The organism is Pleomorphochaeta caudata (assembly GCF_055395745.1).
In genome coordinates, this window is sequence record NZ_AP042458.1 from 871,509 (window position 1) to 892,462 (window position 20,954).

Below are 20,954 nucleotides of genomic sequence, written 5' to 3' on the forward strand. Positions count from 1 at the left end.
AGGGAATAGGATATGTTTGCAAAAATTTTATTTGATTTACCATTAAATACCGATTTTGTTTATAAAATACCAGAGGAATTAATTGATCAAATTTTTGTTGGAATAAGAGTTAATGTCCCTTTCCGTAATTATTCAAAAATTGGTTATGTTATAGAAGTTGTAGAGGAATTTGAAACTTCCTACACTATAAAAGATATTAAGCGTGCTGTTGATGAAGAGCCTATATTTGATCAAAATCAAATTGATTTAGCAATTTGGATGTCAAATTTTTATTTATGCTCAGTAGGTGAAGCTTTATCTCTTCAATTACCTGGAGGTAAAAGAGAGAAAGCCATTTCAATGAGTATTAATGAAGAAGATATTTCGACTAAAGCTGTTGAGAGTTTATCTAAAGAACAAGAAAATGCTTTAGAAATTCTTAAGAAAAAAGAAAATGCGCTTTATTATCTATATGGTGTTACAGGTTCAGGTAAAAGTGAAATTTATTTTAGATTTGCAAAAGAAATAATAAAAGAAAATAAGCAAGTTATATATTTAGTCCCTGAAATAACATTAACTCATCAATTGATTCAACAAGTAAGTAAAAGGTTTAGTGATGAAGTTGCAATACTTCACTCTGCTATGACAAAGAGTCAAAGATTATCACAATGGTTAAAAATCTTTAAAAACGAAGTTTCAATTGTTATAGGAGTAAGAAGTGCAATATTTGCTCCTTTTCATAATTTAGGGCTTGTAATAATAGATGAGGAACATGAAAATTCTTATAAAAGTTCTCAAACTCCTAGATACCATGCAAGACAAATAGCTCAGCATATCTGTAATAAGAATAATGCAACTTTGATAATGGGTAGTGCAACCCCTTCCTTAGAAGCTTATAAATTAATGAAAGAAAATAAGATACAAAAGATTGAGTTATTAAATCGTGTTGGATTTGGGCATCTTCCAAAAATGAAAGTTGTAGATATGATAAAAGAGAAATCTATAATTTCAAGAGAATTAGAGGATGAAATAAATATAACTATTAAGAAACATAAACAAGTAATTCTCTTTTTAAACAGAAGAGGCTTTTCTTATTATTTCCATTGCAAAAGCTGTGGTTATGAAATGCAATGTCCTAACTGTTCAATCTCATTAACTTATCATAAAAATACAAATTCAATGGTTTGTCACTATTGTGGATATAAAACTAAACCAATTAAAATTTGTCCTGAATGTAATAGTTTAGATGTTGGGTATCGAGGTTTTGGTACCGAAATGGTTGAACAAGAGATAAAATCTTTATTTCCTTTCGCTTCTGTAGATAGGTTAGATGGTGATATTGCTAAAGATAAGAAAAATATGTTTAGTGTTTTAGATAAATTTAAAAATGGTGAAACTGATATATTATTAGGAACACAAATGGTTGCTAAAGGCTTCAATTTTCCTAATGTTGAATTAGTTGGAATTGTTTTAGCAGATTCTGCTATGAATATTCCTGATTTTAGAGCACAAGAGAGAACTTATGCTTTAGTAACTCAAGTTGCAGGTAGAGCTGGTAGATTTAATGATAAAGGAAAAGTTGTAATACAAACATTACAACCAAAAAATCTCGCTATTCAAAAAGCTCTCAGATGTGAAAGAGACTCTTTTTATGATGAAGAATTAAAAGTCCGTGAAGAAACTGATTTTCCACCTTATACAAGACAATTGAATTTAGTTTTTAGAGGGATGAATAAAGATTCAACATATGATTTTAGTTCATTCTTTTATGAAGAATTAGAAAAAGCAAATAATATTTTAGAGCGTCAAAGAAATGATTCAGTAATTATGTATGGACCAAGTGAATGTAGTATTTTTAAAATATCAAATAACTATAGATTTAATATTTTACTACAGCATGAAAAGATAAATTTTTGCCAATGGATTGTGAGAGAGGTTTTACAAAGAGTAACTGTTCCTAACAATATTTATATTGAAATTGATGTTGATCCATTACAATTAATTTAATTGTTTTTAACTTCTTTTATTGTTGCTGCAAAAATACTATTTAACAAGCCTAATATTGCAGAAATTGTAAATAATATTTCAATACCAGCTAGTTGCCAGATTAAACCACCTAACAATGCAATAACAATACTAATTAAATGATTAACAGAAATCCCTGTTGTAATTGTTTTACCAAATTCTTCTTGATTAGCGGATAAAGCTCTACAGTAAACTAAAGATGCCATACTACAAATTGAAAGAATTGAATCAAGTATATAGTTAATACTAACTACATAAAATGCAACATTATGTGCAAATAATCTATGAGCAAAGCCATAAAAAAAGCAAACAATAATTAATATTAGGGTATCTCCTATCATTACTTTTTTATAGCCAATTTTATCTATTAATTTACCGATTATAGGTGCAAATATTATGGTTAATCCTGCTGTAATTGCAAAAAGGATAGACATATATGAAGCACTAGCCCCATAATTTAATACTAATACAAATGGAGCAAAGGTTAAAAATATTTGTTTTCTAGCTCCATAGAAAAAGGAAAGTATGTAATATTTTCCATATTTTTTATGAAAATATATTTTTGGCCCAACTTTTTCTTCTGATTGTAGTTTAGGAATTTTTGATGTAAAAATATATGCAATAAAAGCTATTAACATTGCAATGAAATAAATTGTTTTATAACTTTTAGCGCTATCTTTACCAAACCCAATTTTAGATAAAAAGAAAAAGAGAATTGGAACTATCAAGAATCCTAAAATATTTCCTAAAGATCTAAAACCTTGCATTATCCCTAGGGAATTGCCATTCATATTTTTTTTAGACATTTCAACAGCTAAGCTTTGTCTTACTTGCATACTAATATGTTCACCAAGACTATTCATTACTAAGAAGATTATAACAATCCATAAGTTTGTCCCTAAAAAGGTAAGGCCTAAAAAACCACAAATAGAAATAATTATGGCGGTTTGATAATTCTTTTTATCACTTTGCTTATATAAATAAGCTAAAATGAAAATTAAAAATAATCCAGGAAGTTCTCTAAAAAATTCAACAACACCCAATTGTATTCTTGTAATCTTAATAATATCTGCAAGATAATTATTCATTAAAGCTTTTGCAATACTATTTGTTATTCCAAAAAATAGTACTGAAAAGAGAAAAGGCATCACATTATAATTTTGTTGAAAAGAATCTTTAATTCCTATTTTTTTAGATTTATTTATTTTTGACATTTTTATTCCCAGATTTTAAATTAGTATAACGATATTAAATAAATTTTTCATAGTCAATATAACTAATGTAATTAGGACCTTTCTTTATTTTTAATTTATTAAATATATTACGTAACAAAAAATCGAGAAAGATTGATTAATTTCTAAAAAATTCTTTGATGGATTAAAATAATATTTTGTAATGAATTTTAATAAAAAAAAATACAATTTAGTATAACGAAATAATAAAATATCATTTGGTAAAAATTAGAGAATATTGTGTAAAAAAAATTATAGAAAAAAAATAGTAAAATGTTTAATAATATAACTAATAGAGTATTGTTAGATACATAATTAACTTGATTTTAAAATAGGAGGAAATAATTTGAAATTAATAAATAAATCAGTTGAATATAAAATGTTGAATTCACAAAAGCTTGAAGAAGTTTTAAATACAAATTTTAAACAACTTTTTCCTCCTACATTAAAACAGATTATTATTACTCCTAGAAAACATAATCAATATATTTCAATTGTTCATGAATATGATTGTAATGCAAAAATTTCTAAAGGTGAAAATCATTCAGGATATGCTATTTATGTTAATTTTATGAATAACGATAATTTTGAACAAGTTATAATTATAAAGGATATAGTTTTTTTAATAGCTATTAATACAATTTTCGCTGAATTTTCATTTAAGAAAGTTGAATTGCTTGGTTATGCAACAGAATTTGAAGAACTTTTTACCGGATGTTTTTTCCATGAAGTAGGTCACTCAATTGATTATTTTTATCGAAATAAGTTATATGGAGAAATCCCTTATATAAAAAAAGATTATGATTTATCTGATGCTAAAGAAAATAATGAATTTTTTAAAAATGTTGCAGCAAAACTTTGGAGTGAATTTTATGCGCAATTTGTTTCAGAAGAATGTTTAAAGCAAAGCCATTTATTTTATGTAACTGAATTGAATAGATTAATAGAGAATCCTATAAAAGAAATTAATTCAGATAAGGATATAATTGAGGCTTTAAATTACTGTTATAGGATTGCATATAATCTTTCATTAGTAACAGCAAGAATTATCTCAAGAAATAAAAAAATTAATAATATCCAATTAATTCAGGAACTTGAATCCATTATTAATAATATTGATCAATCTAGTATTAAGTATTCATTAACATTATATGATTTATATTTACATATAGATCATTGGATTTTTGATAATGTAAAAAAATATATGGCCAATGCATATCTTGAGTTAATACAAGAGTTTACTGAGGAAAAAATTGAAATTATCAAATTTGAAATAGATGAAAAGAAAATATTCACAAAGAGAAATCTAAATTTTTGATTTTTGAATTAATTATTTATGATATATAACAAAATTAATATATAATAAAAAATAGTTTATAAATAAAAAATGATACTTTTAAGGGGAAAATATAATTAGCATTTTTTAATAATTATTTTTTAGATTTGTATAGGAGGATAAATATATAAGTCATTTTATTGTGACTTGTATGATGGTAATAATAGGTTAAATACCTTTAGAAACTAGATCACTTTTTTTAAACAATTTTATTCCTTTATGAGGTTTTTTTTATATGTGTTTATATAAAATATCTAGTTCTTTTGTGCTTAGGTGGTTTAAGAAAAAAGTTTTATGATATTTAGTGCGAATAAGTTTTGTTTTATTTATTTGTATCAATAATAATTTGGATTTCTAAAAGACAATATTCAAATAATCAATATATAAAAATAAAGTTTTAAATTCAAATTTGCTGACTTAATTAATATTGAGTTAGTATCTTCTAACTAAATATCATCTCATTTGGGGGGACACTATAGATGAGGGAGGTAGGATTTTCTTATAAAAAGTTTTTGAAATATTTTATTTTAGTACTTTTTATAATATATAACATTGTTGCTGTTATTTTAAATAAAGGGAATTATTTAGAACAGTTAATTTATATTGTGATAATTTTAGTAGCATATTTTTTTAAAGAAAATGGTATCTATCTAGCGGCTATTATCGCTGATGGAATAATGGATTTATTTAATATTTCTAATAATGCTTATGATTTATTGAATATTCCTAATAATTTAGTATCAAGACTTGTAATCTATATTTTAATTGGTATTTATTTTATATATTTTTTTAAACAAACGGATGATGAAGAAATCCCAATAGAAATAGATGAAGATGAAATATTTTTCAAAGAGATTGAATATGCTGGGACAATTGAAAATCTTGAAGATAATGATGCGATAAAAAATGCTTATTTAAAAAGAAATATAAAAGGATTATATAATTTAAATAAATTATATTTAATATTAAAGCATTTTCATAAGAAAAAAATTAATTATCACATTGCGATAATAAAAATTAAAAACCTTGAAGAATTATGTAAATGTTATGATTTTGATATTATCAATCCAATAATAAACTTTTTAGTTAATTTATTATCACAGATAGATAAACATTTTTATATTTATCCAATTTCTCATAATGCGATTATAATAATTAAAAAAAAATCAACTTTAAGTAGTTTTAAAAAGACTCTCCATATTTTTCTAGAAAAAACAAAAGTTCCTATAAAATTTGGGAAATGTGATATTCGATTAGTTTTAAAAACAGGTATAATCAACGATTATAACTTATGGTTATATACTCCATCCGAAATATTAGGTAAATTAATGACATCGATAGAACAAAATGATTTATGTGAGTGTGGTCTATATTTATATAATGAAAAGTTTGCACGTGAAAGGAAATTTTATAATGAAGTTGCTAATTCACTTATCCAAGCAATAGAAGATAATAATTTTTATCTTCTTTACCAACCAATAATTGATATAAAGAATAATAAAATTTCAAATTGTGAAGTTTTGGTTCGTTGGGATAGACCAGAAGACCAACTTATAAACACTAGTACATTCATAAAAGTAGCTGAGGAATTTGGTGTTATCCAAGCAGTAACTAAATGGGTTTTTGAAAAGGCTATAAATAATTATTTTATTTTAAAATATAAAGGTGTTGAAATAAAATATTCAATAAATATATCCGTTAGTGAGTTGTTAGATGAAGATTTATTATTGTGGATAGATACTTTGCTTATTGAAAATGATATACCATGCAAAAATTTTGAATTAGAAATAACAGAAAGAATATCTTCTAAAGATAATAGTAAATTAAAAAAAGTTATATTGGATTTGAAAAATAAAGGGTATATTATAAAAATTGATGATTTTGGCACAGGTTATAATTCTCTAAAGTTTATAAATGAAATTCCCTCAGATGTAATTAAAATAGATAAGTATTTTATTGATAAAATCTATGAAGATAATATGAAGATTGTTGTAGAAAAAATTATTTCAGCAGCTCATAAAATTGGTTTTATAGTTATTGCAGAAGGTGTTGAGGATAGAGAACAATATAAAATATTAGAGCAAATGTCTTGTGATAAAATCCAAGGGTATTATTTTTCTAAACCATTAAAATTAGATGATTTTTATGAATATTATAAGACTTTTAATTTAAAAGAATATGATTGAAAAGTATGAGAAAAAAGAATAATTATAGGCTTTTATTTTTTTAGACTTTCTTTAACCTCTGATTTTTAAAGAACTGTTTTGGGATAAAAATTTAAGTAATTTTATATTGAGATTAATGGCAGGTTTTATTATTATTGTATATAAAGAAAATTAATATAAGGTAAGTAATAGAAATATAAAAAGTTTTATAATATACTACTGATGATAATAGATAATTATTTTTTTATAAAAAAAATTAATTGGTGTTGGTAGTAAATAGAATATAAGCATAAAATAATTTTATATGTTGTAATAAATAAAGTAGAATAAATAAATATGATGTGTGAGGAAAATCCATGTTAGAGATATATACAATTGGTGAAGAAATATTAAGAAAAAAAGCAAAAAAAGTTGAAAAGTTTGATTCTGCTTTAGAATTGCTTATTAATGCGATGTTTGAAAAAATGGACGAAGCTGATGGTGTCGGTTTGGCAGCGCCTCAGGTTGGTGTTGATTTAAGAATTTTTGTTATTGATGATCATCGTGGTGTAAGAAAGGCTTTTATAAACCCAGAGATAATAGAAACCTCTATGGAAGAATGTTCAATGGAAGAGGGCTGTCTATCAATTCCAGGTGTTTATACTTATCTAACTAGAAGTAAAAAAGTAACTGTTCAAGCTCAAGATGTAAATGGAAAAACTTTTAGAGTTGAAGGTGATGATTTATTAGCTAGAGCTATACAACATGAGAATGATCATTTAAATGGTGTTTTATTTGTTGATAGATTGGATGAAAAAACAAAATTGAAAGTTCTTAAATCATATGAAAGAAGAAATAGATTAAAAAAAGGATCAGTTAGTTGAGAATATTATTTGCAGGAACTGCAGAAATTGGAGTATTAACACTACGTGCTTTAGCAGAAACTTTTGAAGTTGGTCTAGTTTTAACAAATCCAGATAAACCAAAAGGAAGAAGTAATAAATTAATTCCTTCTCCTATTAAAGAAGAAGCTGTTAAGTTAAATTTACCAATATTACAACCAGAAAGATTGAGGGGCGATGCTTTAAAAGAGGTTGCCTCTTTTAATTGTGATGTTTTGATTTGTTTTGCTTATGGTAAGATTTTTGGTCCAAAATTTCTTTCAATGTTTAAAGGGGGTTGTTATAATATACATCCTTCAAGATTGCCTCAGTTTAGAGGAAGCTCTCCTATCCAATATGCAATTTTAGAAGGTTTGACTTCTAGTGCAATCTCTATTCAAAAACTTGGTTTGGAAGTTGATAGTGGTGATATTTTATCTACATTGGATTTTGAGATTTCAAAAAAAGATACTACTTTAACATTAACCGAAAAAGTAGAAGCCTTAAGTGCTCCTTTTGCTGTAGAAACTTTTAAAAAATTAGAAAAAGGTGAAATCGTCGTTAAGCCACAAGAGGGTGATGTTTCTTTTACTAAACAATTTACTAAGGAAGATGCTATAATTGATTGGAATAATAGTGCAAGTGAAATTAGTGCAAAAATTAGAGCGTTTACTCCTTGGCCAAAAGCTTATACAATTTATGATGGTCAAATGCTATTTTTAACAAGTGTATATGATATAATAGATGTCTCTTATGATGTTCCTCTTGGAACTGTTGTGGAAAAAAGGAAAAAACAGGGGCTTGTTATCGCTTGTAATTCAGGAGCAATTATTATTGATAGATTGCAACTGCAAGGTAAAAAAGAAATGGATTTTAACTCCTTTATTAATGGGCATAGTGAAATCATTTCAAAAAAATTAGGGTAAAAAATGAAAAAAAAATTTAAATTATTATTAGTTATCCTACTATTATCTATTTCTTCAATTTATGCAACTTATCCAAAAGTTGCATTAGTATTATCTGGGGGTGGAGCAAAAGGTTTTGCTGAAATTGGTGTTGTTGATGAAATAATGAAAATGGGTATTCCGATAGATTTTATTTGTGGTACAAGCATGGGTGGATTAATTGGTGCTTATTATGCTTTAGGATACAGTACAAATGATTTGATTAATATTTTAAAAGAAGACCCTTTAATAAATTATTTAGTACCAAATAGATATACAAAAAATGCAACACCGCCATCCTTACTTAAAGATTCTGATGGCTTAAAATTGAGTATTGGAGTTAATTCTACTGGGATTGGAGATGTACCAGGCTTTTTATCAGATCAAGGTGTTATAAGTTTTTTAAATAAAACAACAATAAAATCTGCAGGTGAAATTGATTTTGATGATTTACCAATTCCATTTAAAGCTGTTGCGATAGATTCAGCAACGGGAAAAGAAAAGATACTTGATCATGGGTTTCTTTCAGATGCTATGAGAGCAACAATGTCATTACCAATTATTTTTCCACCATATGTTTTGAAAGATGGAACATATTGTATGGATGGTGGATTATCAGATAATTTACCAGTAAGGGTTGCCGTTGATTGGGGTGCAGATATAATAATTAGTGTTGATGTTTCAAGTGAAGGATTAAAAGGTCCTGGAGATTTTTCAACTTTATCTGGAGTTTTAGTTCAGACGATTAACTTAGCAACCTTTTCAAATAGAGAAGAAAGTCAAGCTTTAAGTGATATTTTAGTTAAACCAGATGTCTCAAATTTTATGATACTTGAAGTAAATAAGATTGATGAAATATTAGAAAAAGGCTATGAAGCATTTGAGCAACATAAAGAAGATTTTATAAAAATTAGGGATGAAATAAAAAAGTATAGGAAATTAGAAGTAAAAAATGAAGATACTTCAAGTATCTATGAAAGTTTACAAGATCCTTTAGTAAAGTATGTAAAATTTGTTGATATCAATAATAATAAAAAATATTCATTTACCAATATTTTTGATAAATATATAAACAAAAGATTAACTTCTGAAATGTTAAAACAATTAGAAGAAGATGTAACATCTTTTGGGACTATAAATGATATTTCTACAGTGAGTTTTAATTTTAACTTAATTAATAAAAAAGATTATTCAGGAAATTTAGAAATTGGGTTAAGAAATTGGGATAGCTCGCCTTCAAAAATAGATTTTAGCACATCTATGAAAATGGGCTTTTCAAATAATACTGATAATAGAGCTTGGGCTTATTTAGCTGTTGAGTCACATCCAAAAATAAAATATGTTTTTGCTGATAGAATAACTGCAGATTTAAAATTAAAAATTGCTGAAAATATTAGCATTGTTTCTAAAGTTGGATATCAACTTTTAGAGCAAGAAAATCTTAATTTGAATTTATTCTCACAATTTGGTTCATACTTTGGTTCCTTATCTCCAGCTAATAATAAATATGTAAAGTACTATATCCCGTCGTATTCTGTAGGATTTGATGTTGGAATGGGTTTGGATTTAAAACTTTCTAATATGTTTTCTTGTGAAACTTTAATTAATTATAAATTAGTTGCTTTAGGGGCAAATGAGTATATTGATTCGAATGATAATTATATTTCCTTTGATGATACTCCATTAAATATTTTTAATTTTGATTTTACTTTTACGTATCTAAATTCTCAGGATACTGTATTTGCTACCTCAGGATATGGTGTAAATAGTATTAATTCAATAAATATAACAAATGGAGAATTAGGGTACTACGGATATTTTGATGGTAGTTTTGCATATCCAATTACAAAAATGGATACTATAAAAGCAGAAGCTAAATTTGGTTTTTCTACTGCTAATTATCAATTAACTTCATCTTATTTTGATTTAGGTGGGTATAAAGAACTTCCAGGATATTATTTTGGCTCTTTTACTAGAGAATATTTTAGTTTTGGACTTTCTTATCAAAGATATTTAAATGAAATTATTTATCCTATATATTTACAAGCTGGAATGAAATTTTATGGAACAGATAATAGTTATAATCCAATTCTAAATATATATCCTAAGGATGCTTCAAGTATGTTAAAAGCTCCAGCCAATAAAATTCCTAGCATTACTGATCTTGGTTTTGGAATATTTACAGGAGTTGGTATAAAAACTAGTTTTGGTGATATGATTTTTGGAACTGGTTTTTCTATAAATGGTAACTTTAATATTGTTCTGGAGTTTGTATGAGTGTAGGTCTACCGTGGAAAACTTATAAACAATATTTGTTGGAAACTTATTCAAAGAGTGTTTATAGAATTGGAGTGGATGGCGGTTTTTCTTGTCCAAATAGAGAAAATGATAGAACTGGTGGATGTATCTTTTGTGATGGTACTGGTGCTAGTGCTACATATCAAAGAATTGGAGAAGGTATTTGGAAAAGAGATAGTAGCTTTCAAAAAAGAGTAGCTCATAGTGGTCCAAGACCTAGAATAAGTTTAGAAAAGCGTCTAAATGCTTTAGAGAAACAAGTAGAAAAGGGAAAAGTTTTTTTAAAAGAAAGATATAATGCTCAAGCCTTAAGTTTATATTTTCAAGCTTGGACTAGTACATATGCTCCAGTTGATGAATTGAAACTACTATTTGATAAAGGCTTATCTTTATATCCTTTTACTGAGTTTATTGTTTCAACTCGACCTGATTGCTTAGATGATGAGATAATTGATTTATTAGTTTCTTATAAAGATAGAGTTGAGGATGTTTGGGTTGAAGTCGGGTTACAAAGTGGAAATGACAAAACTTTAGATTCAATTAATAGAGGCCATGATGTTGCAACTTTCTCTGATGCAATTAATAGACTCCATAAAAAAGGAATAAAGGTTTCTACCCATATTATTACTGGATTACCAAATGAAAGTTTTAAAGAATTTGATAACACAATCAAATTAATTAATGATTTGAATATTGAAGCAGTTAAAATACATAATTTAGATATACTTGGAGGAACGATGTTATTTGATGATTATATTAGAGGTGAAATTGCAGTTGCAAGCACATTCCGTGCTGTTGAACACTGTATGTACTTTTTGAGAAAGCTCTCCCCAAATATTATTATTCAAAGATTATTGTGCGAGACACCTCCTCATCGTTTAGCTGCTCCAAGAAAATTTTATGATAAATCAAAGTTTATACAAACTCTTGAGAAAAGAATGAATAAGTTAGGAGCTGTACAAGGAGATTTGTTTGATGGAAAATAGAAATAAATTAGAGAAATTCTTATCTCATATAAGTATTGTTGGTGTTGGAATAAGTATATTATTAATAATTTTAATTTCATATTTAAGTTTAATATCAAGTGATCGACTTAGTGCTATTAATTATTTACCTTTTGGGGATAAGGGCGCTCACATGATAGCTTATGCTGCTTTAGGTGTTTTTTTATATTTCGCATTTGTTAGATTAGCTTTTAATAAGCACCATGAAAATAGAGATTTATTTGAATCAAATTGGATTGTTTTACCATCAGTCTTTACTTTGATTGTCGGCGTTGCTATTGGTACAATAATAGAATTTATCCAAAAAACCGTTGGTAGACAATTTGAAGTTTTAGATATTATTTCTGATGGATTGGGGCTATTAGTTGGTTGTGCTATTGGTTTTTATATTTTAAAATTATTTTTAAAAATCATTGTTAAAGAGGATCCTTCTAATGAATAGTTTATTTGTTCAAAGCTTAAAAAATAAATTAATTGACAGTACTTTAAAATTAGATTCTTCAATCGTTGACTTAATTATAGCTGCTAGAGACAAAGAATTAACAAAAACTACTAGAGAGTCAAAATCTTCTTTAGTAGTTTTAAATAGTATTTTAGAAAATTTAAAAATTTCAAAACAAAATAAAATTCCTATGTGTCAAGATACAGGTATGTTTGATGTTTTTGTTGATGTAGGTAGGGACAATAAAAGTAGTCTAGTGGCTATAGAAAAAGCAATCATTGAGTCCTGTTCTTTGGCTAGTGAAGAAGGCTTTTTTAGAAAAAGTGTAGTTTCAGAGCCTGTTTTTGATAGACTCAATACAAAAAATAATTTACCTCCTATTATCACTTATAATTTAGTTGACGGGGATAAAATTGAAATTAATGTACTTTTGAAGGGTTTTGGTTCTGAAAATTGTTGTGGTGTGAAAATGCTTAATCCAACAGTATCAAAAGAGGGTGTGATTGAGGCTGTTTTAGATATAGTTAAGAAAGCAGGTGGTAAACCTTGTCCTCCTATTTGTGTCGGTATTGGACTTGGAGGCACTATGGAAAGAGCAGCATATTTATCAAAAAGAGCTTTGATTAGAGACTTAGACATTAAAAACACTGATATTAGATATCAAGAGCTTGAGAATGAATTATTAAGTAAAATAAATGAGACTCAAATTGGTGCAGGTGGTTTTGGCGGGGTAACAACAGCTTTGTTTGTTCAAATTGAACAAGAGCCAACACACATTGCAGGATTGCCATTAGCTGTTTCAATAAATTGTTGGGCGGATAGAAAGGCTCATTTTATATATGAAGGAACACTCAATGATTAATATTAATTTACCATTAGATAATCAAGTTATAAGCAGTTTAAATATATTCGATGAAGTAAGGTTAAATGGGGAATTTTTTGTAGCTAGAGATCAAGCTCATAAAAAACTTTTTGAATTGTTAGATTCAAATAAAGAATTACCTTTTGATATAAAAAATCAATTAATATATTATATGGGTCCATCTCCAGCTCCTGATAATTTTATTATAGGATCTTGTGGTCCTACAACAAGTGCTAGAATGGATTATTATTCTCCAAGATTATTAGACTTAGGTCTAAAGGGAATGTTAGGAAAAGGCCCACGTAGTAATGATGTAATTGAAGCTATAAAAAGAAATAATGGTATTTATTTGGCAGCCTTTGGTGGCTGTGGGGCTTTATATAATTCAAAAATTATTCAAGTTGAAACAATTGCTTTTAAAGAATTAGGCCCAGAAGCTTTATTAAAACTTAAAGTAAAAGATTTCCCTTGCATAGTTGCGATAGATAGCAAGGGAAATAGTGTTTATTAATTATTGATTTGAGCTTCTTTTGCTTTTAAGAAATTTTCTATTTCTTTATCGTTGTTATTTAAATCGACTTTATTAAGAAGTAGTCCACCTGCTATAAATAGAATTATTAATGAAACAATCCCAACTCTATTATTATCAGTAATCAAAGTTACAAGGCCTAATAGTAATGGCCCTAAAATAGCTGCAAATTTACCTAACATATTAAAGAATCCAAAGAATTCAGCATTTCTATTTGATGGTATTAATCTAGTATAGAATGATCTAGACAGAGCTTGTATACCTCCTTGGAATAACCCAATGGAACTAGCTAAAATATAGAAATGTATTTCTTTAGTCATGAATGCGCCAATACATGCAATTAGAGTATAAGCTAATATTGCAATCATCAAGGCTCGTTTTACACCGACTTTTTTTCCAAAGTAGCTGTAAAGAATTGCAGCAGGGAATGCAACAAATTGTGTTAATAGTAATGCTACAATTAAGGAACTTGCAGAGAATCCTAAGGCTGTTCCAAAGTCGATTGCCATTCTAATAATTGTATCTACACCATCAATATAAAACCAATAAGCAATTAAAAACGTTAAGAGAGTAGGTAAATGTTTTAAATCTTTTACTGTAGTTTTAAACTCAATGAGTCCTATTTTAATTGATCTTTTAACTTTTAATTCATTCTTTTTTTCTTCTTTAACGAATAAAAGTAGAGGAATTGTGAAAACAAACCACCAAACTCCAACTATTATAAAGGAAGCTTTAATAGCTGCTTCACTACTACTTAGATTAAAGAATTCAGGTTTTAGATACATTATTACATTTAATAAGAAAAGTAAGCCGCCACCAATGTAGCCAAGACTATATCCCAACGATGAAACGAAGTCTACTTTGTCTTTTGAAGCAACAGTAGGTAGTAATGAATCATAGAAAGTATTTGCTCCTGAAAATCCAATACAAGCAATAATGTAGAAAATAACAGCCATTTGCCAATGCCCAGCTTGAATCAAGCTAAGATTTGCAGTCATAAGACATCCAATAAAGGCAAAGGTAACTAAAAATTTCTTTTTATAGCTTCCATGATCAGCAATAGCTCCTAAAATTGGTGCTAAAACTGCAACTATTAGGGAGGCTAAGCTGTTTCCTAACCCTAAATAAAACGTTGTTGTTGAAGCCTTGGCTCCTTGTGTCCAATATTCACTAAAGAAAACAGGGAAAAAACCTGCCATTACTGTTGTTGCAAAAGAGCTGTTTGCCCAATCGTATATTGCCCAAGACAAATAAGACTTAGGCTTGTCTTTGTTACTTTCATGCATGAGATAATTATAATATGTAAATAGAAATATAGCTATTAAAATCGTTTTTTTTACATATTATTAATATTTTATTATAACGATTTTTAATAGCTTATTTTTTGATATATAATTCTTAGAATTTGTGTGTAATATTAAATGCTAGACTATTCTTTGTTGCTTTAGAATAAGAATAAACAAAATTGAAATCTAATCCTTGGACTATATTTTGTGTGAAACTTATAACCGGGGATAGCATCCAATCTGTTGTTTCATTATATTTTGTAACAGCCATAAATGAGATACTATTTTTTGCATTTATAGCATAAGAAATAGAAGGTAATATATTATAAGTATCTATTTCATTTTCATATAAGCCTTCAAATTTGAAAGTATAATCAGAGAATATTTTTAACAAATAGAAAGAAGCTTCAAAGTTATTTAAATCTTGTAAGTCAGTTTTTGCATATAATCCATAATCAAAGAAAAGGGTACCATTAAAGCCTCCAGCAAGAATTGTTTCACTCTTATCTGTTAAGAATGAAGTTTCAAAAGTTCCAAAACTTGCACTATTAACATCATATGTAATTCTAGCTCCAGCTTTTGTATCAGAATCTTCGAAAGGAAATTTGAATAATAATTCTAAATTTAAACTTTTGAAATCCTTTAAATCAAAAAGTCTTGTTTTAGCTGAAGCTATCCATGGATTATTATTATCACTAGTATTTGTTAAAAGTGAAGTTGAATAAGTAGTATCAAATGGAGTTCCACTATTAAATTGCCAATCTCCTCCAATATCTAAAGGCGTTTTTCCAAAATTGAAAGTCAAATAGTTATTGTTAAAAGGAATTCTAAATTTAAGATATGCTTGGCTTATCTCAAATGAAGTATTATTGGGTTGTGATGGATCTGTGATTATATCATAATAATAATTAACAGTTCCTTTTACAGTATATTTTACATTATTTGAACTAGAATTTAAGAATAAATTTAAATTTGCAAAACTAAAATTGGTTGTATTAAAACTATCATCAATATTAACTAATTCGCTAAGGCTGAAGTCTCCTTTTATAGTAGTGGTAGCAAATATAGTATTAGTTATTATTAATAAGGCTATGATTGATAAAAAAATTTTTTTCATAAAATACCTACCAAGATAAATTGTCTGTAGTAAATAGATTATTATCTAGAGGAATATCTATATCAAGTGATTCTATTTTTAATGTTGTTGATCCTTGATTTTTTAATAAATCAACCATTTTAATATTAAATGCAACATATTTATCTCCTACTTTTCTTATATCTGAAGATTCCATTTTTCTTAATTCTCTACCACTAGAACTCATTAGAGTTGCTTCAACACATACAAAAGTTTCTTTGTCAATTATCAATAGTTCTTTCTGATATGGTTGTTTTCTAGATTTTGCATTTAATTCAACAATATAATTGGAATCAGTTTCATCTATTAATGTGGCATTATAGTTATTAATTATTGATTCATCGCCAGATAAATCTTCATAAGAAAAGTCTGATCCCATAAAAGAATCTTTTAAAGCAGCTCCTTGTAATCTAATAATTTGATTAGCCTCAGGATAATATAAAAAAATTGCAGAGCTTAATCTTAAGACTTTTTGTCCTGCATCAGGACCTTCTGTTATTTCAATTAAGGTATCTCCATTTCTTTTCGAATAAGCAAGAATCTTTTGGTTAGAAGTACCAAGAGAATCTTTAACAATAATAGAACTTTCCATTTTTGAAGTTTCAAAAATAGAATTATAATCATACTTTTCTATAATGGTATTTACATCAATAGAAAAAATATTTGCAGTTATGATAGTAGATAATATAAATAATAAGATAAATTTTTTTTTCATATATGACTCCTTAAATTTCATCATGTAAAGCTTTTGCTGGTTCGATTTTCAAGACTCTTCTTGTTGGGAAGAAACAGGTTAATGTGCTAATAATGATGGCTAGAATAATTAAAAATATAAAGTTTTTAAATGGTAAGAATGGATATACAAAAGAGCTCATAGCAAAACCAGATACACTACCACCACCCATGGCTACCATGTCTAATCCTGTTCTATTTAAAACTGTAATTATAATTCCACCAACAATTGAACCAACAATACTAGCAATAAAAGTTAATAGTGCTGTTTCAAATAAGAACAATCTTCTTACCCAATGAGCTTCATAACCTAGTGCTATTAAAGTTGCAATTTCTCTTTTTCTTTCAATAATACTCATCATGGTGGTATTTAGAATTATTGTAGAAGCAAATAGTAAGAAAAGAACTTCAATAAATCCATAAATTATTTGGACTAAGGAAAGCATTTGTCCTACTAAAGAATTATCTTTCCAATCTGTAGCAACTAAAGAAGAATCATTTAGTACTTGATTAATTTCTGAGGCAGAAACAGTTGAATCAGTATAGATTAATATTTCTGTGGCACCTTGATTCATTCTCAGCGTTTTACTTAATTGATCAATTGATATAAAGAAGTTTAGGTTATTCATATCCATATCATTTGAAGAATATATACCTGAGACTTTTACTCCTAGAGCATTTGAACCCCCAATTGCTGTTTTAGTAAGGAATGTAAATGAATCTCCTACAGCTAAATTCATTTCATCTGCTAGTTGAGAACTTATTAAGACTTCTTTATCCGCTTTTGGAAAATTTCCCGCATTTAAAATTCCTAAATCAAAGAAATTTGAAGTTTCAAAGTCTACTCCATAAGTATATACGTTGTAGCTTTCATCTCCTAAAAAGGCCATTGAAGGGATTCTAGTAACAGGAGAGGCTTTAATAACACCATCAACAGAATTAATTTTATCAATTTTTTTATCTACTTCACTTATATAAAATTGTAAAGGAAGTATTCTTTCATTATCTATATATTTTCGTGTTTTAACGTTGATATTTCCTAATTGATGATTAATAGCGTTATCAGACATATCTTTTATCATTGCTTCATAAAGAGAAAGCATTGAGCTAACAAACACAACGGCAAAGAAAATCGCACTTGCTGAAAGTATAGATCGTCTTTTGTTTCTTAATATATTTTTCCAAGCTAATTTAAACATTATATCCTCCTAAACATTTCAGCGATTTCGCCTCTGCCTGTTCTTCTTACAGCTAAATATGCAGTAATCATTGAAACTACAATGCTTAAAACCATTATAGCTATGATTTGAGAAGGCGAAACAAACGCATTCATTACACTGTTTATTCTATATCCAATATTATCAGTCTGATCCATAAATGCTGAAATATTAATTCCATTTTTTTGAAAGTATAATGAAATTATTGTTCCAAAAATTGAACCTACAACTACTCCCATAAAGCCAATAATTGTACCTTCTAGAGTAAATAATTTTCTAATGTATTTATTAGTATATCCAAGAGTTTTTAGCATAGCGATTTCATTCTTTCTTTCACTAATAGCCATTAACATAGTATTGCTTATTCCAACTATTGCAATTACGAATGTGAAGAATAAGAAGATATTTGCAAAACCACCTTTAGAAGCTTGAAGATGTAATATATCATCAGCAATTTCTTTCCAGGAATAAGCTTCTAGATCAACTTGATTTGCTATCTCTTTTAAATTAATTGTTTCTTGATCTGTTATCTTTTTTAGTTTTGCTATGTTTTTTGTATATGAAACAGCATAACTAGTAGCAGAACCATCTAATTCTAGATAATAGTCTATTGTATCCATATCAAAGAATAGGGTTGATGCATCTATTACTGGATCTCCTGTTGATATTATTCCAATAATTGGTATATCAAAAGCTTGTATAAATCCACCTTTTCCTTTTGTTTGAATTGTTAAGAAGTATCCTACATCTGCTTTTATATCATCAGCAAGTTTTGCTCCAATGACAACTCCATCAACACCTTTAGTTAACCATTTCCCTTTTATATTAGCATCATCATATTTATAAGCTTGAGAATTAGTACTATCAATAGCTTTGATTACTGCAGTAAGAGAGCCAGATGTTGGAAAAGGATCTTCATAAAACATTATTTGTGCAGAAGAGATAAACTCTTTAGTAATTTCAGTATAGTTATTATCTAGTAAAAGTTTTTGAAGAGAAGTACCTTGTTCTTTTGTGATTAATTTATCAATGGGTAGATAATCTCTTTCACTAAAATATCCTTTAGCATATATTTTAGCACTTGAGGTATCATTATAAATTAAATTTTTATCTGAGTCTGCTGCGATTCCAGTTAAAAGAGATTTCATAAAAATAGAAAAAATAACTGCAATACAAATAGCGAAAGAGGTAATTATAGTTCTTCTTCTATATCTTGAAACACCTCTAAAGGCTAATTTAAACATAATTTACCATCCTCTAATTTTATTATTCTCTTAACATGTTCAAGAACAAGCATATCATGGGAAGAATAGATACATGTTAAGCCTTTAGTCTCATTTAGATTTGAAATTAAATCTAAAATATTTTCACTATTAGCTTTGTCTAAATTTGCAGTAGGTTCATCTGCTAATAATACTTTAGGATCTTTAACGATAGCTCTAGCAATAGATATTCTTTGTTGTTGTCCACCAGATAATTCATTTGGTCTTCTATTTTCTAAATTTGTTAAATCAACATCTTTTAGAGCACTATAGCAAAGGTCTTTTTTATCTTTCTTGTTGTAAACATTTAGACTAGCCAATTGTTCCTTTGAGAGACAGTTTAAAGCCATTTCAACATTTTCATATGCTGATAAAACAGGAATTAGATTATAGGATTGGAAAATCATGCCAACCATATTCTTTCTTATTTCTGTTTTTTCTTTTTTACCTAGAGTAGAATATTTAATATTATTTAATTCTATATCTCCTTTTGTAATATCATCTAAAAGTCCAATAAGATTAAGTAATGTTGTTTTACCACTTCCTGATGGTCCTGATATTGCTAGGATTTCTCCTTTTTTGATTTCAATTGATAAATCAATTAAAGCATGTACCTCTTCACTTTGTGTTGTGTAAGTTTTTGAAAGATTAATGGTTTTTATTAGACTCATTTTCGTCTCCTTTGAGATTTGATAATAGTGTTTCTAAATCATTTAAATATTGATTTAATGCGTTAATTCCTGTTTCTGTAATATTTACATAAGTTTTTATTTTATTTTTTTCAATTTTTTTATTTTGTTCTATAAGATTTTCTTGTTCAAGATTTTTTAATTGGATGCTTAAATTACCACTGGTCATATGTAAATCTTTTTTTAATTGAGTAAAGATTGTTTTTGACGGTGTTTTTTGAGATAGATATATAAGTATTTTGAGTCTACTTTGTTCATGTATTAATTTATCTAGCTTGGGATATTTCATTATACCTTATTTCTCCTTGAGATATTTAATACAACAAAGTATGAGAACAAAATTATAGTATACATAGAAAATCCAAGAATTAATAATGGAACTTGAAGGAATAACATACTAATAATCCCTATAAAGATTGTTATATATCCAATATATTTAAATTCAATTATTCCAACTTTATTAGCCATTGAAATAATTAAAGAACCATATGCAATGGTAATTGTGGGTAGATAAATCCAATTAAGTTTTGTAATTGTAGCAAAAATAACACAGAAAAATATTGCTAAGAATAATGAGATTATAATATCTACAGAAAATATTTCACCAATAGTAGTAGCAATAGAAATTTTTGTATTTTCATTAAAAGCTTTAAGCTTTCTAATTAGTACTTGAATAAAATTTGCAAGTAAAGAAAGCATTATTATTGCTTTAAGATATATTGGAAAATCCCAAAAAGATGAATTGTTAATATATCCTGTTGCAGTAATTATTGTTGTTATTAAAAGTAATATAGAGGCAGATAACAACATGTTAATAAAATCTTTTGCAAGAATCATTGGTGTTAATAGCTTTTGCTTGCTAGTAATAATTTCTTTTAATTCTCGAATGTTATCAATAGCTTCTTGTATTTCTTTGTTGTCCATGTTTATCTCCTAAAGTGGTTTATACTATAAACT

19 protein-coding genes are annotated in these 20,954 nt (G+C 27.2%); 10 read left to right on the forward strand and 9 right to left on the reverse strand.

The window, feature by feature from the left end; translation table 11 throughout:
* Positions 1-12: 12 nt before the first annotated feature.
* A complete protein-coding gene (gene priA, locus ACZ5RS_RS04065; protein WP_464637715.1) occupies positions 13-1,986 on the forward strand; it encodes a replication restart helicase PriA in 1,974 nt (657 codons plus the stop codon).
* On the opposite strand, the gene ACZ5RS_RS04070 is transcribed toward priA, so the two are convergent.
* A complete protein-coding gene (locus ACZ5RS_RS04070; protein WP_464637717.1) occupies positions 1,983-3,218 on the reverse strand; it encodes an MFS transporter in 1,236 nt (411 codons plus the stop codon). The two genes, priA and ACZ5RS_RS04070, sit on opposite strands and share 4 nt — an antisense overlap.
* Before the next feature lie 364 nt (positions 3,219-3,582).
* On the opposite strand from ACZ5RS_RS04070, the gene ACZ5RS_RS04075 reads away from it, so the two are divergent.
* The 9 genes from ACZ5RS_RS04075 to ACZ5RS_RS04115 all read left to right on the forward strand — a co-directional run bounded on the left by ACZ5RS_RS04075 (position 3,583) and on the right by ACZ5RS_RS04115 (position 13,658).
* Positions 3,583-4,554, forward strand: a complete 972-nt coding sequence (locus ACZ5RS_RS04075) for a hypothetical protein (RefSeq protein WP_464637719.1) — start codon at positions 3,583-3,585, stop codon at positions 4,552-4,554.
* Between the two features lie 497 nt (positions 4,555-5,051).
* Entirely contained in the window at positions 5,052-6,758 is a 1,707-nt protein-coding gene (locus tag ACZ5RS_RS04080) for an EAL domain-containing protein (protein ID WP_464637721.1), read from the forward strand.
* A gap of 335 nt (positions 6,759-7,093) precedes the next feature.
* Positions 7,094-7,600, forward strand: coding sequence for a peptide deformylase (def, locus tag ACZ5RS_RS04085; RefSeq protein ID WP_464637723.1), 507 nt, complete (start codon positions 7,094-7,096; stop codon positions 7,598-7,600).
* On the forward strand, positions 7,597-8,523 hold the full coding sequence (gene fmt / locus ACZ5RS_RS04090; RefSeq protein WP_464637725.1) for a methionyl-tRNA formyltransferase: 927 nt from the start codon (positions 7,597-7,599) through the stop codon (positions 8,521-8,523). Before def ends, fmt begins: the two co-directional genes overlap by 4 nt.
* 3 nt (positions 8,524-8,526) lie before the next feature.
* Positions 8,527-10,818 carry a patatin-like phospholipase family protein gene (locus ACZ5RS_RS04095; protein WP_464637727.1) on the forward strand — a complete coding sequence of 764 codons (2,292 nt, stop codon included), beginning with the start codon at positions 8,527-8,529 and terminating at the stop codon, positions 10,816-10,818.
* The gene (gene mnmL / locus ACZ5RS_RS04100; RefSeq protein ID WP_464637729.1) at positions 10,815-11,825 is read left to right on the forward strand and encodes a tRNA modification radical SAM protein MnmL/YtqA; all 1,011 of its coding nucleotides are present in this window, start codon (positions 10,815-10,817) and stop codon (positions 11,823-11,825) included. Before ACZ5RS_RS04095 ends, mnmL begins: the two co-directional genes overlap by 4 nt.
* Positions 11,815-12,285, forward strand: a complete 471-nt coding sequence (locus tag ACZ5RS_RS04105; protein WP_464637731.1) for a VanZ family protein — start codon at positions 11,815-11,817, stop codon at positions 12,283-12,285. Before mnmL ends, ACZ5RS_RS04105 begins: the two co-directional genes overlap by 11 nt.
* Complete coding sequence (locus tag ACZ5RS_RS04110) at positions 12,278-13,147, forward strand: fumarate hydratase (RefSeq protein WP_464637733.1); 870 nt, start codon at positions 12,278-12,280, stop codon at positions 13,145-13,147. The genes ACZ5RS_RS04105 and ACZ5RS_RS04110 overlap by 8 nt, the downstream gene beginning before the upstream one ends.
* Complete coding sequence (locus tag ACZ5RS_RS04115) at positions 13,140-13,658, forward strand: FumA C-terminus/TtdB family hydratase beta subunit (protein WP_464637735.1); 519 nt, start codon at positions 13,140-13,142, stop codon at positions 13,656-13,658. The genes ACZ5RS_RS04110 and ACZ5RS_RS04115 overlap by 8 nt, the downstream gene beginning before the upstream one ends.
* On the opposite strand, the gene ACZ5RS_RS04120 is transcribed toward ACZ5RS_RS04115, so the two are convergent.
* The 8 genes from ACZ5RS_RS04120 to ACZ5RS_RS04155 form a co-directional block, all read right to left on the reverse strand.
* A complete protein-coding gene (locus tag ACZ5RS_RS04120) occupies positions 13,655-14,962 on the reverse strand; it encodes an MFS transporter (protein ID WP_464637737.1) in 1,308 nt (435 codons plus the stop codon). The genes ACZ5RS_RS04115 and ACZ5RS_RS04120 overlap by 4 nt on opposite strands.
* A 112-nt stretch (positions 14,963-15,074) precedes the next feature.
* Positions 15,075-16,079 carry a hypothetical protein gene (locus tag ACZ5RS_RS04125; RefSeq protein ID WP_464637739.1) on the reverse strand — a complete coding sequence of 335 codons (1,005 nt, stop codon included), beginning with the start codon at positions 16,077-16,079 and terminating at the stop codon, positions 15,075-15,077.
* 7 nt (positions 16,080-16,086) lie between these two features.
* Complete coding sequence (locus ACZ5RS_RS04130) at positions 16,087-16,812, reverse strand: outer membrane lipoprotein-sorting protein (protein WP_464637741.1); 726 nt, start codon at positions 16,810-16,812, stop codon at positions 16,087-16,089.
* A gap of 10 nt (positions 16,813-16,822) precedes the next feature.
* Positions 16,823-18,028 carry an ABC transporter permease gene (locus ACZ5RS_RS04135; RefSeq protein ID WP_464637743.1) on the reverse strand — a complete coding sequence of 402 codons (1,206 nt, stop codon included), beginning with the start codon at positions 18,026-18,028 and terminating at the stop codon, positions 16,823-16,825.
* Positions 18,028-19,290: an ABC transporter permease gene (locus ACZ5RS_RS04140; protein WP_464637745.1), complete on the reverse strand. Its 1,263-nt coding sequence runs from the start codon at positions 19,288-19,290 to the stop codon at positions 18,028-18,030. The genes ACZ5RS_RS04135 and ACZ5RS_RS04140 overlap by 1 nt, the downstream gene beginning before the upstream one ends.
* The gene (locus ACZ5RS_RS04145; protein WP_464637747.1) at positions 19,278-19,979 is read right to left on the reverse strand and encodes an ABC transporter ATP-binding protein; all 702 of its coding nucleotides are present in this window, start codon (positions 19,977-19,979) and stop codon (positions 19,278-19,280) included. The genes ACZ5RS_RS04140 and ACZ5RS_RS04145 overlap by 13 nt, the downstream gene beginning before the upstream one ends.
* Entirely contained in the window at positions 19,957-20,286 is a 330-nt protein-coding gene (locus ACZ5RS_RS04150) for a transcriptional regulator (protein ID WP_464637749.1), read from the reverse strand. Before ACZ5RS_RS04150 ends, ACZ5RS_RS04145 begins: the two co-directional genes overlap by 23 nt.
* Positions 20,286-20,921, reverse strand: a complete 636-nt coding sequence (locus ACZ5RS_RS04155) for a hypothetical protein (RefSeq protein ID WP_464637751.1) — start codon at positions 20,919-20,921, stop codon at positions 20,286-20,288. Before ACZ5RS_RS04155 ends, ACZ5RS_RS04150 begins: the two co-directional genes overlap by 1 nt.
* Positions 20,922-20,954 lie beyond the last annotated feature (33 nt).